At 74.5% G+C, this 16,945-nt stretch carries 1 protein-coding gene; it reads left to right on the forward strand.

Annotated features, from left to right (window positions below; genetic code table 11):
• Positions 1–83: 83 nt before the first annotated feature.
• Positions 84–16,817, forward strand: coding sequence for an SDR family NAD(P)-dependent oxidoreductase (locus ACIBBD_RS04975; protein ID WP_399418133.1), 16,734 nt, complete (start codon positions 84–86; stop codon positions 16,815–16,817).
• Positions 16,818–16,945: the final 128 nt, after the last annotated feature.

A 16,945-nucleotide genomic window follows, 5' to 3' on the forward strand; every position in this document is an offset into this window, starting at 1 on the left:
TGACGGCCTATATCTCAATTCCTCATGTCCCGGAACAGTGGAGTGCGCGGATGAGCGAGTCCAGGGATCTCATTCCTGACGAGGTGGCGGGCAACGAGGGGCCGGGCGACGGGGAGGCGCTGATCCGGCGGTTGCGGAGTCTGCCGGCCTCGGCCCGTGAGGCCCTGGTGCTGGACCTGGTGCGCGACCGCGCGGCGGCCGTCCTCGCCGGGCTGGGCGCCGGTATCGACGGCGCCGTGGACGCCGGGTCGCCGTTCCAGGAGCTGGGGTTCGACTCGCTGGCCGCCGTCGAGCTGCACGCGGAACTGGTGGCCGCCACCGGCACGGACCTGCCCGTCACCATGGTCTTCGACCATCCGACGCCCGTCGCGCTGGCCCGGTTCCTGCTGGGGCGGCTGCTGGGCGAGCAGCCCGTCGGGAGGGCGGCCGAGACCTCGCTGACGGCCGCGGCGGACGTCGATCCGCACGAGCCGATCGCCATCGTGGGCGTCGGCTGCCGCTACCCCGGGGGCGCGACCTCGCCGGAGGCGTTGTGGCGTCTGGTCGCCGAGGAGCGCAACACCCTCTCGCCGCTTCCCACCGACCGCGGCTGGGACGTGGACAGCCTGTACGACCCCGATCCCTCCAAGCCCGGCAAGAGTTACGTACGCGACGCCGCCTTCCTGGAGGACGCAGGGGGATTCGACGCCGAGTTCTTCGGCATCGGCCCCCGTGAGGCCTCCGCCATGGACCCGCAGCAACGGCTGGTGCTGGAACTGTGCTGGGAGGCCCTGGAACACGCGGGTCTGGATCCCCACGCCCTGCGCGGCAGCCGTTCGGGCGTCTTCATCGGCGCGGAGCCCCAGGAGTACGGCGTCCGCCTGCACGAGGCCCCCGACGGCCTGGACGGTTACCTGCTCACCGGCACCGCGCCCAGTGTGGTCTCCGGCCGCGCCGCCTACGCGCTCGGGCTGGAGGGCCCGACCCTCACCGTGGACACGGCCTGTTCGGGCTCCCTCGTGGCGCTGCACCTCGCGTGCCAGTCGCTGCGGCAGCGCGAGTCCTCGCTCGCCCTGGCCGGCGGCGTGGCCGTCATCGGCAGCCCCGGTGTCTTCACGTCCTTCAGCCGTCAGCGCGGCCTCGCCCCGGACGGTGTGTGCAAGCCGTTCGCGGCGGCGGCCGACGGCACCGGCTGGGGCGAGGGAGCCGGCGTACTGGTGCTGGAACGGCTGTCCGACGCCCGCCGCAACGGCCACCGCGTCCTCGCCGTCATCCGCGGCTCGGCCGTCAACCAGGACGGGGCCTCCAACGGCCTGACGGCGCCCAACGGCCCCTCCCAGCAGCGCGTCATCCAGCAGGCCTTGACCGCCGCCGGCCTGCGTCCGGCCGACGTGGACGCGGTGGAGGCCCATGGTACGGGGACGACGCTCGGCGACCCGATCGAGGCCCAGGCGCTGCTCGCCACGTACGGCCGGGAACGTCCCGGGGGCCGCCCGCTCTGGCTCGGCTCCCTCAAGTCCAACATCGGGCACACCCAGGCGGCGGCCGGGGTCGCGGGCGTGATCAAGATGGTCATGGCCATGCGGCACGGCACGCTGCCCAGGACGCTCCACGTGGACCGGCCCACACCGCACGTGGACTGGTCGGCCGGTGCGGTGGAGCTGCTGACCGAGGCCCGCCCGTGGACGGTGGAGGGACACCCGCGCCGCGCCGGGGTGTCGTCGTTCGGCATCAGCGGCACGAACGCTCATCTGATCCTGGAGGAGGCACCGCACGAGCCGGCCGGACCGGCGCCGGGGGAGCCCGCCGAGCGTCCTGCCCTCCAGGACCGCGCGCCCGGCCCTGTGCCTGTGCCTGTGCCGTTGGTGGTGTCGGCCCGCAGCCGTGCGGCGCTCCGCGCCCAGGCGGAGCGGCTGCGCGCCCGTCTCGCCGAGGCGGACGACGACGGGGCGGACGCCAGGCCTGCGGACGACGGGGCGGCGGACGACGGCCCGGCGACGGCCGGCTCGACGGACGACGGCCTGGCGGACGTCGGGTACACGCTGGCCACCGGGCGGGCCGCGCTGGAGCACAGGGCGGTGCTGCTGCCGTACGACAGGGAGGGCGCCCTGCGTGCACTCGCCGCGCTGGCGGCCGGCGAGGAGGACTCCGGTCTGGTCACCGGGGAGCCCTCCGGCGGGCGGACGGCCTTCCTCTTCTCCGGGCAGGGCAGCCAGTGGGTCGGGATGGGGCGCGAACTCCACGCCCGCCACCCGGTGTTCGCGAGGGCGCTGGACGAGGTCGTGGGGCATCTGGACCTCCAGCTGGACCGCCCGCTGCTCGAGGTGATGTGGGGCACGGGGCCGCAGGACGGCGACGGGCACCTGCTGGACCGGACCGAGTACACGCAGCCCGCGCTGTTCGCGTTCGAGGTGGCGCTGTACCGCCTGCTGGAGCACTGGGGCGTGGTGCCGGACGTGGTGGCGGGTCACTCGGTCGGCGAGCTGGCCGCCGCCCATGTGGCGGGCGTGCTGTCCCTGGAGGACGCGGCGACGCTGGTGGCCGCCCGGGGCAGGCTGATGCAGGCGCTGCCCGAGGGAGGGGCCATGGTGGCCGTGCGGGCCACCGAGGCGGAGGTGCGCACGGCGCTCGGTGACCGCACGGACGTAGGGGTCGCCGCCGTGAACGCCCCGTCGTCGGTGGTGATCTCCGGCGCGGCGGAGGCGGTGGCCGACGTCGCCGGGCAGTTCGCGCGGGCCGTCCCGCTGCGGGTGTCGCACGCCTTCCACTCCCCGCTCATGGAACCGATGCTGGCCGAGTTCCGGCGGGTGGCCCAGGTCCTGGACTACCACCCGCCCACGGTCCCGCTGGTGTCCACCGTCCTCGGCACCGAGACGGACGGCGGGGACCTGTGCGACCCCGAGTACTGGGTGCGCCACGCCCGCGAGGCAGTGCGCTTCCACGACTCCACGACCGCCCTGGAACGCTCCGGCGCCACCGTCTTCCTGGAGGTCGGCCCCGACCGCACCCTGACGGCGCTGGTCCGGGAGTGCGTGACCGGCGAGGACGCGGTGACCATCGCGCCGCTGCGCCGCGAACGGCCGGAGGGACCCGGTCTGCTGACCGCCCTCGCGCACCTGCACGTACGCGGCCGGCCCGTCCGGTGGAGCGCGGTGTTCGCACCGGGCGCCGGCGGCCGGGCCCCACGGCAGGTGGACCTGCCGACCTATCCCTTCCAGCACCGGCACTACTGGCTGCACGCCCCCACCGTCTCCGGTGACGCCACCGGCTTCGGCCAGGCTCCCGCCGTACACCCGCTGCTGGGCGCCATGGTGGCGCTGCCCGGCTCGGACGGCATGGTGCTCACCGGGCGGCTGTCGCCCCGGACCCATCCCTGGCTGGCCGATCACGTCATCCTGGACACCACGCTGCTCCCCGGCACCGCATTCGTGGAACTGGCCGCGCACGCGGGCGAACTGACCCACTGCCCGTGGATCGACGACCTCACCCTGGAGGCCCCGCTCGTCCTGCCCGAGCGGGGTGGCATCGCCCTCCAGGTGACGGTGGGCGGCCCCGACGCGTCCGGCCGTCGCAGCCTCGGCATCCACTCCCGAGCCGAGGACGTCGACGACGACCCGAACGGCGGCGTGGACGACGAGGTGTGGACCCGGCACGCCTCCGGGGTCCTCTCCCCCGTCGCCCCTGTCGCCCCCGTCGCGCCCGTCGCCGTGGCGTCTCCGGCCGCCGGAGGCGACGTGTGGCCACCGCGCGGCGCCACCCCCGTGGACGTCTCCGCGCTGTACCGCGACCTCGCCACCCTGGGGTACGGCTACGGACCGGCGTTCCAGGCCGTGCGGGCGGCCTGGCGGCACGGAGACGGCGTGTACGCCGAGGTCGCCCTGGACGACGCGACCGCGGCCGGCGCGGACGCGTACGGTCTGCATCCGGCTCTGCTGGACGCCGCCCTGCACAGCGCCGACTTCCTCACCTCCGACACCGTTCCGCCGGACGCTCCCGCCGGCATCCCGTTCGCCTGGTCCGGGGTACGGCTGCACGCCACGGGCGCCACGCACGTGCGCGTGCGCATCACCGCCGCGGACGGCGCCGGGTCGGAGACGCTCGCGCTGGAGATCACCGACACGGCCGGTGCCCCGGTGGCGTCGGTCGCCTCGCTGGTCTCCCGCCCGGTTCCGGCCGGACGTCTGCACTCCTCCGGCACGCGACAGCGCCCCGTGTACGGCCTCACATGGCAGCGCGGCCCGGCCGTACCCGTGTCCTCCGCGCCGGGCACCTGGGCCCGGGTCGACGACGCGGCCGCGCTGGCCGCTCTCCTCGGCACCCCGGCCCGGCTGCCCGGGATGCTCCTCGCCGAACTCCCCGTGGCGCGGCCCGCAGTGGACACCGCTGTGCCCGACCGGGTGCGGGCCGCCACCGCCTGGGCGCTGGAGCTCCTGCGGACCTGGCTGGTCGACGACCACGACGACGGCGGCGACCCGTGTCCCCCGGGAACGCGCCTGGCCCTCGTGACCCGGGGCGCCGCGGCCGTGGACCCGGACGAGGGAGTCACCGACCTGGCGGCGGCCGCGGTACGCGGCCTCGTCCGCTCGGCGCAGGCCGAGTATCCCGGCCGGGTGGTCCTCATCGACGACGCCCCGGACCGGCACACCTCGGCCGGTCACCTCGCGGCGGCGGCGCTGACGGCACCCGAGCCCGAGATCGCCCTGCGCGACGACGCGGTGTGGGTCCCCCGAGTGGTACGCCTCCCCGCCGCGCCGGCCGGCGACGAACCGGCCGCCGAGCCGTGGAACCCGGCGGGCACGGTGCTGATCACCGGCGGCACCGGTGGTGTCGGCCGGGAGGTCGCCCGCCACCTGGTGGCCCGTCACGGGGTGCGTCACCTGCTGCTGGCCGGACGGCGCGGCGAGGCCGCGGACGGGGCCACCGAACTGGCGGCCGAACTGAACACCCTCGGCGCCCGCGTGACCATCGCGGCCTGCGACGTCGCCGACCGGGACGCCCTGGCCGGTCTCCTGGCCGGCATCGACCCCGGGCATCCGCTCACCGGCGTGGTGCACGCGGCCGGCGTGCTGGACGACACCCTGCTGGCCGGCCTCACCGCCGACCGGATCGACGGTGTGCTGCGTCCGAAGGCCGACGCGGCCTGGCACCTGCACGAGCTGACCCGCGACCTGCCGCTGACCGCGTTCGTCCTCGTCTCCTCGACCTCGGGCCTGCTCGACGCCCCCGGGCAGGGCAACTACGCGGCCGCGAACGCCTTCCTGGACGCCCTCGCCCTCCACCGCCGGGCCCTGGGCCTGCCCGCCCAGTCCCAGGTGTGGAGCCTGTGGGCGGGCGGCGAGGGCATGGGCACCGCCCTGGGCTCCTCCGGCCTCCGGCGCATCGAGCGCCAGGGCCTGGCACCGCTCACCCCGGCCGAGAGCCTGGCCCTGTTCGACGGGGCCCTGACGGCGTCCGACACCGCTGTCGCCCTGACCGTGCGCGTCGACGCGGCCGCCGTCCGGGCCCGCCTCGACGGCATCCCGCCACTGCTGCGGGCCGTGGTCCGGCCCGCACCGCATGCGGCGGCCTCCCGCCGCCCCGGCACGGGCCGACCCGCGCCGGGGCAGGACCTGCCGTTCGCGCTCACCCTGCTCACGCACCCCGAGCCCGAGCGGGAGAGCCGGGTGCTGGACCTGGTGCGCGACCGGGTCGCGGCGGTCCTCGGGCACGAGGACGCCGGAGCCGTCGAACCGGCCCGCGCCTTCAGCGACATCGGCTTCGACTCGCTGGCCGCGGTCGAGCTGCGCAACCTGCTCAACGCCGCCACCGGGCTGCGCCTGCCGTCCACCCTGGTCTTCGACCACCCCACGCCCCGCGCACTCGCCGCGCACATCCTCCAGGCGTCGCTGGACACCGTGGCCGGGACCGCCACGGACCCGTCCGCAGCGACGGCAGCGGCAGCGGCCGCGGCGGGTCCTGCCGACGACGAGCCGATCGCCATCGTCGGCATGAGCTGCCGCTACCCCGGCGGGGCCGCCTCTCCGGAACAGCTGTGGGAGCTGGTCGCCGGGGGCGGGGACGGCGTGTCGCCGTTCCCCGAGGACCGTGGCTGGGACGTGGCGAACCTCTACGATCCCGAGCCCGGCACCCCCGGCCGCACCTCCACCCGCGAAGGCGGCTTCCTGCACGACGCCGCCGAGTTCGATCCGGCCTTCTTCGGCATCAGCCCGCGCGAGGCCCAGGCCATGGACCCGCAGCAGCGGCTGCTGCTGGAAGCCGCCTGGGAGGCGCTGGAGCGGGCCGGGATCGACCCGGTGTCCCTGCACGGCAGTCCGACCGGCGTCTTCGCGGGCGTCATGTACCACGACTGGGGCACCCGGTTGCACGACGTGCCCGAGGACCTCGCCGGGTACCTCGGCAACGGCAGTCTGGCGAGCGTCGTGTCCGGCCGGGTCGCCTACGCGCTGGGGTTGGAGGGCCCCGCGGTGACCGTGGACACCGCCTGCTCGTCGTCGCTGGTCGCACTGCACTGGGCGATCCAGGCGTTGCGGCGCGGCGAGTGCACGCTCGCCCTGGCGGGCGGCGTGACGGTCATGTCCACCCCGGACACCTTCGTCGACTTCAACCGGCAGCGCGGACTCGCCCCCGACGGCCGCTGCAAGGCGTTCTCGGCCGCCGCCGACGGCGTGGGCTGGTCCGAGGGCGTCGGCATGCTCCTCGTCGAACGCCTCTCGGACGCGCGGCGCAACGGGCATCAGGTGCTGGCGGTGGTGCGGGGTTCGGCGGTGAACCAGGACGGCGCCTCCAACGGGCTGACGGCGCCGAACGGTCCGTCGCAGCAGCGGGTGATCCGGCAGGCGCTGGCCTCCGCGGGGCTGGGCGCGGCGGATGTGGACGCGGTGGAAGGTCATGGGACGGGAACGACGCTGGGTGACCCGATCGAGGCGCAGGCGTTGCTGGCCACCTATGGCCAGGAGCGGCCGGGTGACGGCGAGGGTGAGGGTGCGGGTGCGGGTGCGCCGTTGTGGCTGGGGTCGCTGAAGTCGAACATCGGGCATACGCAGGCGGCGGCCGGCGTCGCGGGCGTGATCAAGATGGTGATGGCGATGAGGCACGGGGTCCTGCCCCGGACCCTGCACGTCGACGAGCCGTCGCCGCACGTGGACTGGTCGGCGGGAGCGGTGGAACTCCTCACCGAAGCCCGGCCGTGGGAGCGCAACGGGCGCCCGCGCCGGGCGGGGGTGTCGTCCTTCGGTATCAGTGGCACCAACGCCCACGTGATCCTTGAGGAACCGCCCGTGAGCCCGGTGGCGGAGAAGCAGGCATCGGTGGGCGAAGAGCCCCCGCTGCCGACGGTGCCGTGGGTACTGTCCGGGCGCGGTGAGGCCGCGTTGCGGGCACAGGCGGAGCGGCTGGCCGTGCACGTGGCCGAGCAGGCCGAGCTGTCCGTACTGGATATGGCCTACTCACTCGCCACGACACGATCGGTGTTCGAACACCGGGCCGTGGTGGTGGGCTCCGACAGGGAGGAACTGCTGCGGGGCCTGGCCGCTGTCGCCTCCGGTGAGCGGTCCGGCGGGACGCCGGTGCAGGCGAAGACAGCGTTCGTCTTCTCCGGCCAGGGCAGCCAGCGGACAGGCATGGGGCGGGAGTTGTACGACACCTTCCCGGGTTTCGCCCGTGCGCTGGACGAGGCGGTCGAGGCGCTCGGTCTGCCTCTGAAAGAGGTGATGTGGGAGGACAGCGAGGGCGACAGGCTGGATCGTACGGGGTTCACGCAGCCGGCCCTGTTCGCCTACGAAGTGGCCCTTTTCCGGTTGTTGGAGTCGTGGGGTGTGCGCCCGGATGTGGTCGCCGGTCATTCGATCGGTGAGCTGGCCGCCGCGCATGTGGCGGGTGTGCTGTCGCTGACGGACGCGGCGACCCTGGTCGCGGCCCGGGCGCGGTTGATGGACGCGCTGCCGTCCGGCGGGGCCATGATCGCGGTACAGGCCACGGAGGAGGAGGTACGGCACCACCTCGCCGGCCGTGAGAAGGCGGCGGTCGCCGCCGTCAACGGCCCTCGCTCGGTGGTCATCTCGGGCGAGGAGAGCGCTGTGACGGAGGTCGCGGCAGCGTTCGACCGCACAACCCGCCTGAAGGTCTCCCACGCCTTCCACTCCCCGCTCATGGACCCGATGCTGGCGGAGTTCGGTGAAGTGGCGGCCGGGCTGACCCATCACGAACCCCGGATCCCCGTGGTGTCGAACGTGACCGGCCGCCTGGCCGACCCCGCCGATCTGTGCGACCCCGACTACTGGGTGCGCCACGTCCGCGACACCGTCCGCTTCCACGACGGCATCACCGCGCTGGAAGAACACGGCACACGCACCCTCATCGAGATCGGACCGCAGGCCGTGCTGGCCGGACTCGGCGCCACCGACGCAGCGGAGTTCATCGCCGCCCAACGACGCGACCGCCCCCAGACCGGTCAACTTCTCACCGCCCTCGGCGACCTGCACACCCGAGGTGCCACCGTCGACTGGCATGCCGTCCTCGCCGGGCGCGGTGCCCGCACCGTCGACCTGCCGACGTACGCCTTCCAGCACAAGCGCTACTGGCTCGACGCCGGCGCTCCCGTTCACGGTGACCCGACCGGCCTGGGACAACTGCCGCTACAGCACCCCCTGTTGGGTGCCGCTCTGCCTCTTCCCGGCAGTGGTGGGCTCGTCCTCACCGGTCGGATCGCCGCCGACTCCCAGCCTTGGATCGCCGATCACGTGGTGATGGGGACGGTGCTGTTTCCCGGTACCGGATTCGTCGAGCTGGCGCTCCAGGCAGGCGAGCACGCCGGTTGCCCTGTCGTCGAGGAACTGACCCTCCACGTACCCCTCGTCCTGCCCGAGGGCAGCGCGGCGGCCCTGCAGGTCGTCGTGGGGGCGCCGGACGAGTCCGGCCGCCGGGCCGTGGAGATCCACTCCCGGCCGGAGAGCCGCGCCGTGGACGTCGCGGACGCCGGTGCCGATCTTCGTGACGCCTGGACGACCCATGCCGTCGGCTTCCTCAGCCCGCACCCGGCGGCCCCCGAGTTCGACCTCGGCCTGTGGCCTCCGCCGGGCGCGGCCCCCGTGGACGTCACCGACGCGTACGCACTGCTGGCCGAGCGGGGGTACGACTACGGCCCGGCGTTCCAGGGCCTGCGGGCCGCCTGGCGGGACGGCGACGAGATCTACGCCGAGGTGGCCCTCCCGTTCGGGACCGCCGCCGAGGCGGCCGACTACACCCTCCACCCGGCCCTGCTCGACGCCGCCATGCACGTCGACCTGCTGGACGAGAGCGACGGTCCGGTGCTGCTGCCGTTCGCCTGGACCGGCGTGACCCCGCACGCGGCGGGGGCGGCCGGTCTGCGGATGTGGATCTCCCGCGTGGACGGCGCCGAGGTGTCCGTGATGCGGATGGCCGACACCGACGGCCGGCCGGTGGCCACGGTGTCGACCCTGGTGTCCCGCCCGGTGGACCAGGAACGCCTCACCGAGGCCGGTAGACGCGCCGTCGACGTTCCGCTGCACCGGGTGGAGTGGCGGTCCGTGACGGCTCCGCCGCCCGTCGACGGTGAGCTGCGGTGGGCCGTGCTGGGCAGCGACACTTCGTCCTCCTCGTCGTCCTCCCCGTCGTCCTCCCCAAGGGCTGCCGTCTCCGGCTGGGAGGGGGTGCCCCGCCATGCCGATGTGGCGGCCCTGGCGGCCGTGGTGGCCGACCCCGCCGCCGGACCGGCGGCTCCGCAGACGGTGGTGTTCCGGGTGCCCGAGTCCGAGGACGGCGGCGACGCCGACCTGCCCGGCCGGGCCCGCGCCCTCACCCACCGGGTGCTGGGCCTGTTCCAGGAGTGGCTCGCCGAGGACCGCCTCGGCGGCACCCGCCTGGTACTGATCACACGTGGCGCGGTCGCCGTCGGCCCCGGCGAGGACACGGCCGACCTGGCGCAGGCTCCGCTGTGGGGCCTCGTACGCGCGGCCGCCGAGGAGAACCCGGGCCGGTTCGCCGTCGTGGACCTCGACGACGCCGACGCCTCCCTGCACGCCGTACCCGCCGCCCTCGCCCTGGGCGAGCCCGAGGTGGCGTTGCGCCGGGGCCAGGTTCGCGTGCCCCGTCTGGCCCGGATCACCGGCACCGCGGCCCCGAAGCCGGCCACAGCCGCGGCCGCATCCGTGTGGGGCACGGACGGCACGACCCTGATCACCGGCGGCACCGGCGGCCTGGGAGCCGTACTGGCCCGGCATCTGGTGGCCGAGCACGGCGTACGGCATCTGCTGCTCACCAGCCGCCGGGGCCCCGACGCACCCGGCGCCGACACCCTCCGCGCCGAACTCACCGGCCTCGGCGCCGACACGGTCACCATCGCCGCCTGCGACACGAGCGACCGGGCCGCACTCGCCGCGCTCCTGGAGGAGATCCCCGGCGCACACCCCTTGACCGCCGTCGTCCACGCCGCAGGAGTGGCGGACGGTGGCCTGGTGCCGTCGCTGTCCGAGGAGCAGACCGAGCGGGTGCTGCGGCCGAAGGTCGACGCGGCCTGGCACCTGCACGACCTCACCCGCGACCTGCCCCTGACCGCCTTCGTCCTCTACTCCTCCGCCGGCGGCATGATCCTCGCCGCCGGACAGGCCAACTACGCCGCAGCCAACGTCTTCCTCGACGCCCTCGCCCACCACCGCCACCACCTCGGCCTCCCCGCTCACTCCCTCGCCTGGGGCCTGTGGAAGGAGAGCACCGGGATGGGCGACCTCGACGACGCCGACCTGCGCCGGATGAGCCGGCTCGGTCTGCCCGCGCTGGACGCGGAGCAGGGTCTGGCCATGTTCGACCGTGCGCTGGCCCTGGAACCCGCCGAGGCGGTGGTGGTCCCGGTGCGGGTCGACGCGGCAGCACTGCGCGCCCGGGGCGACGACCTCCCGGCGCTGCTGCGCGGCCTGGTACGGGTGCCCGTCCCGCGGGCGTCCACCGCACTGTCCGCACATCCGGCCGGCGGCACCGCCGGCGTGAATCCGTTCGCCGAGCGGCTGGCGGGCCTGCCCGGCACCGAGCGCGACCGGTTCCTGCTGGATCTGGTGCGCGGTCGGGTCGCGGCCGTACTCGGCCATGACGGCCCGGACGCGGTCGAGCCCGAACGGGCCTTCCGCGAGATGGGCTTCGACTCGCTCGCGGCGGTCGAGCTGCGCAACGCCCTGCGCGGCACCACCGGCCTGGCCCTGCCCGCCACCCTGGTCTTCGACCACCCGACCCCACAGGCCGTGGCCGAGCTGCTGAAATCCGAGCTTCTCGGCGCGCGGGACGACACCTCCACGGCCACGGGAACCGGGACGGCCGCGCGGTCGGGCCGGTCCCGGGCGGGCCACGCGGACGATCCGATCGCCATCGTCGGAATGGGCTGCCGCTACCCGGGCGAGGTGCACAGCCCCGAAGATCTGTGGGACCTCGTCGCCGACGGGATCGACGCCGTCTCCGGCTTCCCCACCGACCGCGGCTGGGACTCCGCCCGCCTCTACGCACCCGAACCGGAGGACGGCAAGAGTTACGTCCGGGACGGCGGTTTCCTGCTCGACGGCGCCGAGTTCGACCCGGACTTCTTCGGCATCAGCCCGCGCGAGGCCTTGGCCATGGACCCGCAGCAGCGGCTGCTGCTGGAGACCGCCTGGGAGGCGCTGGAGCGGGCCGGGATCGACCCGGTGTCCCTGCGCGGCAGCCAGACGGGTGTCTTCGCGGGCGTCATGTACGACGACTATGGCACCCGTTTGGGGGACGGCGTCCCCTCCGACGTGGCCGGCTACCTCGCCAACGGTAGCGCCGTCAGCGTGCTGTCCGGGCGGCTCGCGTACCTCTTCGGCCTCGAGGGCCCCACCGTCTCGGTCGACACCGCCTGCTCCTCCTCCCTGGTCAGCCTCCACCTGGCGGCCCAGGCGCTGCGCAACGGCGAGTGCAGCATGGCGCTGGCGGGTGGCGTCACCTTCCTGTCCACCCCCGACGCCTTCGTGGACTTCAGCAGGCAGCGCGCGCTGTCTCCGGACGGCCGCTGCAAGGCGTTCTCGGCTGCGGCGGACGGAGTGGGCTGGTCGGAGGGTGTGGGAGTGCTGGTCCTTGAGCGTCTGTCGGACGCGCGGCGCAACGGGCACCGGGTGCTGGCGGTGGTGCGGGGCTCGGCCGTCAACCAGGACGGCGCCTCCAACGGGCTGACGGCGCCGAACGGTCCGTCGCAGCAGCGGGTGATCCGGCAGGCGCTGGCCTCCGCGGGGCTGGGCGCGGCGGATGTGGACGCGGTGGAAGGTCATGGGACGGGAACGACGCTGGGTGACCCGATCGAGGCGCAGGCGTTGCTGGCCACCTATGGCCAGGAGCGGCCGGGTGACGGCGAGGGTGGGGGTGAGGGTGCGGGTGCGCCGTTGTGGCTGGGGTCGCTGAAGTCGAACATCGGGCATACGCAGGCGGCGGCCGGCGTCGCGGGCGTGATCAAGATGGTGATGGCGATGCGGCACGGGGTGCTGCCCCGGACCCTGCACGTCGACGAGCCGTCGCCGCACGTGGACTGGTCGGCGGGAGCGGTGGAACTCCTCACCGAAGCCCGGCCGTGGGAGCGCAACGGGCGCCCCCGCCGGGCGGGGGTGTCGTCCTTTGGTATCAGTGGTACCAACGCCCACGTCATCGTGGAAGAACCGCCTGTGCAGGCGGAGGAGGAGCGGGAGCAGCCGCCTTCCGTTCCGCTGCCGGCGGTGCCGTGGGTACTGTCCGGCCGCGGTGAGGCCGCGTTGCGGGCGCAGGCGGAGCGGGTCGCAGAGCATGTGGCCGAGCAGGGCGAGCTGTCCGTACTGGATGTGGCCTACTCGCTGGCCGTGACACGGTCGGTGTTCGAGCACCGGGCCGTGGTGGTGGGCTCCGACAGGGAGGAACTGCTGCGGGGGCTGGCCGCTGTCGCCTCCGGTGAGCGGTCCGGCGGGACGCCGGTACCGGGGAAGACGGCGTTCGTCTTCTCCGGCCAGGGCAGCCAACAGACAGGCATGGGGCGGGAGTTGTACGACACCTTCCCGGTCTTCGCCCGCGCGCTGGACGAGGCGGTCAACGCGCTCGGCCTCCCGTTGCGGGAGGTGATGTGGGGGGACGACGGACGGCTGGACCGCACCGGCTTCACGCAGCCGGCCCTGTTCGCCTACGAAGTCGCCCTGTACCGGCTGTTGGAGTCGTGGGGTGTGCGCCCGGATGTGGTCGCCGGTCATTCGATCGGTGAGCTGGCCGCCGCGCACGTGGCGGGTGTGCTGTCGCTGACGGACGCGGCGACCCTGGTCGCGGCCCGGGCCCGCCTGATGGACGCGCTGCCGTCAGGCGGGGCCATGATCGCCGTACAGGCCACGGAGGAAGAGGTACGGCACCACCTCGCCGGCCGTGACGACGTGGCGGTCGCCGCCGTCAACGGCCCTCGCTCGGTGGTGATCTCCGGAGACGAGGCCGCCGTCACCGAGCTGGCCCGGCACTTCCAGCGCACGACCCGCCTGAAGGTTTCCCACGCCTTCCACTCCCCGCTCATGGACCCGATGCTCGCCGAGTTCGGCAAGGTCGCCGCACAGCTCACCTACCACGAGCCCGTCATCCCGGTCGTGTCGAACGTGACCGGCCGCCTCGCCGACCCCGCCGACCTGCGCGACCCCGACTACTGGGTGCGTCACGTCCGCGACACCGTCCGCTTCCACGACGGCATCACCGCGCTGGAAGAACACGGCACACGCACCCTCATCGAAATCGGACCGCAGGCCGTGCTGGCCGGACTCGGCGCCACCGACGCAGCGGAGTTCATCGCCGCCCAACGACGCGACCGCCCCGAGACCGGTCAACTTCTCACCGCCCTCGGCCGCCTGCACACGCTCGGCCTGAAGATCGACTGGGAGGCGTTCTTCGCCGGGCGCGGTGCCCGCACCGTCGACCTGCCCACCTACCCCTTCCAACGCAAGCGCTACTGGCTCGACGCCACCCCACCCACCGGCAACCCCGCCGACCTGGGACAGACACCCACCACACACCCCCTCCTCCAAGCCGCCCTCACCCTCCCCACAACCGGCCAACTCGCCCTCACCGGACGCCTCAGCACCCACACCCACCCCTGGCTCACCCACCACACCGTCCACGACACCACCCTCCTGCCCGGCACCGCACTCGTCGAACTCGCCCTCCACGCCGGCCACCACACCCACACCCCCCTCCTCGAAGAACTCACCCTCCACACCCCCCTCACCCTCCCCCACCACACCGCCCTCGCCCTCCACGTCACCGTCAACACCCCCGACGACACCGGCCGCCGCGGAGTGGAGATCCATTCCCGTGACGCCGATGACCCCACGGCCCCCTGGGTCCGGCACGCGGTCGGCGTCCTGGCTCCGGACGGTGCCGACGGTGCCGTCGACGCCGAGGCGCTGCCGGTGGACGGCGGGGTCTGGCCGCCCGAGGGGGCCACACCGGTACCTGTGGACCACCTGTACGAGGAGCTGGCCGACCAGGGGTACGACTACGGTCCGGTGTTCCGGGGCGTACGGCGGATCTGGCGACACGACGGGGAGGTCCTCGGCGAGATCTCCCTGCCGGAGAGCGCCGTGGACGCGGCGGCGTACGGCCTCCATCCGGCGCTGCTGGACGCCGCGCTGCATCTGACCGACTTCCTGACCGGCGACGGCCCGGCCGACGGCGATCAGGAGACCCGGATCCCCTTCGCCTGGACCGGTGTGTCCCTGCGGACGACGGGTGCCTTCGCTGTGCGGGTGCGGATGCGGGCCGCGGACAACGGCGGCGTCTCCCTGGACATCGCCGACAGCGACGGCACGCCCGTGGCGACCGTGGGCTCGTTGGCGCTGCGGCCGGTGACGGCGCAGCAGTTGGGCGGTGGAGCGCTCCCCCTGTATCGCGTCGAGTGGCAGCCGTTGCGTGACACCGACGGGTCACGGGGCCGTGCGGTGGGGCTCGTGGAGCCGGCCGCGCTGCCCGAGTTGGCGGAGGTGCTGGACGGCGGGCCGGTGCCGGAGCTGGTCACCCTCCACATGACGCCCGGGGACGAGACGGCGACGGTGCCCTCCCGGGCGCGGGAGGCGGTCCACGAGGTGCTGGCCGCGATCCGCGCCTGGCTGTCCGACGGGCGGTTCGCGTCGTCCCGTCTGGTGGTCGTGACGAGCGGTGCCGTGTCCGTCGGCCCGGCGGACCGGTCGCTCGATCCGGGCCGGGCCGCGGTCTGGGGCGCGGTCCGGGCGGCGCAGGCGGAGAATCCCGGCCGGTTCACGGTGATCGACACCGACGGTTCTCCGGCGTCCGTCCGCGCCCTGCCCGCCGCGGCGGCCACGGGCGAACCGGAGTCGGCTCTGCGTCAGGGCGAGATCCGCGTGCCGCGGCTGGCCCGGTCGGCGGTGCCGCCCGCGGCGGCGGAGCGGTCCGTCCGGTGGCCGACGGCCGGCACGGTGCTGATCACCGGCGGCACGGGCTTGCTCGGCGGACGGGTGGCCCGGCATCTGGTGGCCGAGCACGGCGTACGGCATCTGCTGCTCACCAGCCGCCGGGGCCCCGACGCACCCGGCGCCGACACCCTGCACGCCGAACTCACCGGCCTCGGCGTTGACACGGTCACCATCGCCGCCTGCGACGCCGGCGACCGGGCCGCACTCGCCGCACTCCTGGAAGAGATCCCCGGAGAACGCCCCCTGACCGCCGTGGTCCACGCCGCCGGGGTGATGGACAACGGGGTGGTGGACACGATGACGCCGGAACGGGTGGACGGTGTGCTGCGGCCGAAGGCCGACGCGGCCTGGCACCTGCACGACCTCACCCGTGACCTGCCCCTGACCGCCTTCGTCCTCTACTCCTCCGCCGGCGGCATGATCCTCGCCGCCGGACAGGCCAACTACGCCGCAGCCAACGTCTTCCTCGACGCCCTCGCCCACCACCGCCACCACCTCGGCCTCCCCGCCCACTCCCTCGCCTGGGGCCTGTGGGAGGGGACGGCGGGCGGGGGCGACGCCCACGCCGTGGACGCGGGCCGTATCCGCCGGCTCGGGGTGCGGGAACTGTCCGTACGGGAAGGGCTGTCGCTGTTCGACGCGGCACTCGCCTCGGACGAGGCCGTGCCGGTTCCCGTACGGTTCGATCCGGAGGCGTTGCGGGCACGGCCCGACGAACTGCCGGCGCTGCTGCGCGGCCTGGTTCCCACCACTGCCGGGGCCCGCCCCGGGAGCGCGACGGCGTCCGGGCAGGGCGGGGCACCGGACGGCGGTCCGGTCGCGTCGGCCGGGGGTGCCTCCGTCGGCCGGGCCGGGCTGCCGTTGGCCGAGCAGCTCGCGGGCCTCTCCTGGGAGGACGCGGGACAGCTCCTCCAGGACCTCGTCGCGACGCATGTGGCGGCGGTGCTCGGGCACGACGGTCCTGAGGCCGTCACTCCCGAGCGTGGTTTCCTCGACATGGGCCTGGACTCCCTGGCGGCGTTGGAGCTGCGCAACCGGCTCTCCGGTGCCACCGGGGAGCGGCTGCCCGCCACGCTGATCTACGACTGCCCGACCGTCGTGGCCGTGGCGGAGTTCCTGCGCACCGAGCTGGTCGGCGAACCGCCGGTCACGGCCACCGGAGCGGCCGGAACCGATCTGGCGCTGCTGGACGCGGAGCTGTCGCGGATCGAGCAGACGCTGTTCGCCGTAGCGCCCGATGAAACCGAGGCGGCCCGGATCGAGCAGCGGCTGCGGTCGCTTGCGGCCAAGTTCGCCGAGACCCACCGCTCGGCCGGGGCCGGGCTCGGCCAGGACGAGGATCTGGCGGCGGCCACCGCCGACGAGCTGTTCAGGATGCTCGACGGCGAACTGGAGGCCTGAGCACCAACGAGGAGGCCGGCCCGTCCCCGCGCGAGCCGGCCGGGGGCGGGGCCGCCGACACGAGCGACGTCCCGGGGTGCCCCGGGACGTCGGCGACCGTGTGCGCGGTGGGCCCAGAGGTGCGCCCG

Source organism: Streptomyces sp. NPDC051315 (genome assembly GCF_044455165.1).
GTDB lineage: Bacteria > Actinomycetota > Actinomycetes > Streptomycetales > Streptomycetaceae > Streptomyces.